The organism is Nocardiopsis sp. NPDC101807, from assembly GCF_044766605.1.
GTDB classification, from domain to species: Bacteria; Actinomycetota; Actinomycetes; order Streptosporangiales; family Streptosporangiaceae; genus Nocardiopsis; species Nocardiopsis tropica.
Map to the genome: position 1 here is coordinate 1 of NZ_JBIWMK010000020.1, position 1,171 is coordinate 1,171.

The window sequence follows — 1,171 nt, forward strand, 5'->3', positions numbered from 1 at the left end:
TTTTAGCTGAATCCGTTGGGAAGCGGAACCGTAGTGGGTGAGAGTCCCGTAGGTGAAGGAAGGGTCTAGGCGTTGGTGTTCTCCCGAGTAGCGCGGAGCCCGTGAAAGTCCGTGTGAATCTGGCAGGACCACCTGCTAAGCCAAAATACGTCCTGATGACCGATAGTGCACTAGTACCGTGAGGGAAAGGTGAAAAGTGCCCCGGTGAGGGGTCGTGAAATAGTACCTGAAACCGTGTGCTGTCAAGCCGTCAGAGCTGGTCCTTGTGGCTGGTGATGGCGTGCCTTTTGAAGAATGAGCCTGCGAGTCATGGTGTGTGGCGAGGTTAACCCGGGTGGGGTAGCCGTAGGGAAACCGAGTCTGAATAGGGCGTTTGAGTCGCATGCTGTGGACCCGAAGCGGAGTGATCTACCCATGTCCAGGGTGAAGCGGGGGTAAGACCTCGTGGAGGCCCGAACCCACCAGGGTTGAAAACCTGGGGGATGAGGTGTGGGTAGGGGTGAAAGGCCAATCAAACTCCGTGATAGCTGGTTCTCCCCGAAATGCATTTAGGTGCAGCGTCGCGTGTTTCTTGCTGGAGGTAGAGCTACTGTTTGGCTGATGGGCCCTACAAGGTTACTGACGTCAGACAAACTCCGAATGCCGGTTAAGTGAAGCGTGGCAGTGAGACTGCGGGGGATAAGCTTCGTAGTCGAGAGGGAAACAGCCCAGATCATCAGCTAAGGCCCCTAAGCGTGTGCTAAGTGGGAAAGGTTGTGGAGTTGCTGAGACAACCAGGAGGTTGGCTTAGAAGCAGCCATCCTTTAAAGAGTGCGTAATAGCTCACTGGTCAAGTGGTTCTGCGCCGATAATGTAGCGGGGCTTAAGCACACCGCCGAAGCTGTGGATGCCAACCTTGTGTTGGTGTGGTAGGGGAGCGTCGTGCATCCGGTGAAGCTGCCGAGTGATCGTGTGGTGGAGGGTGTGCGAGTGAGAATGCAGGCATGAGTAGCGAAAGCAACGTGAGAAACGTTGCCGCCGATTGACTAAGGGTTCCTGGGGCAGGTTAATCCGCCCAGGGTGAGTCTGGACCTAAGGCGAGGCCGACAGGCGTAGTCGATGGATAACGGGTTGATATTCCCGTACCCGTGCACGAGCGCCCAGTATCGAATCAGGTGATGCTAACCACGCT

1 rRNA gene (cut by a window edge) is annotated in these 1,171 nt (G+C 55.9%); it reads left to right on the top strand.

The features are described 5' to 3' along the window. A 23S ribosomal RNA gene (locus ACIRPH_RS31795) occupies positions 1–1,171 on the top strand (its annotated part continues 1,618 nt past the right edge of the window); the annotation flags it as partial.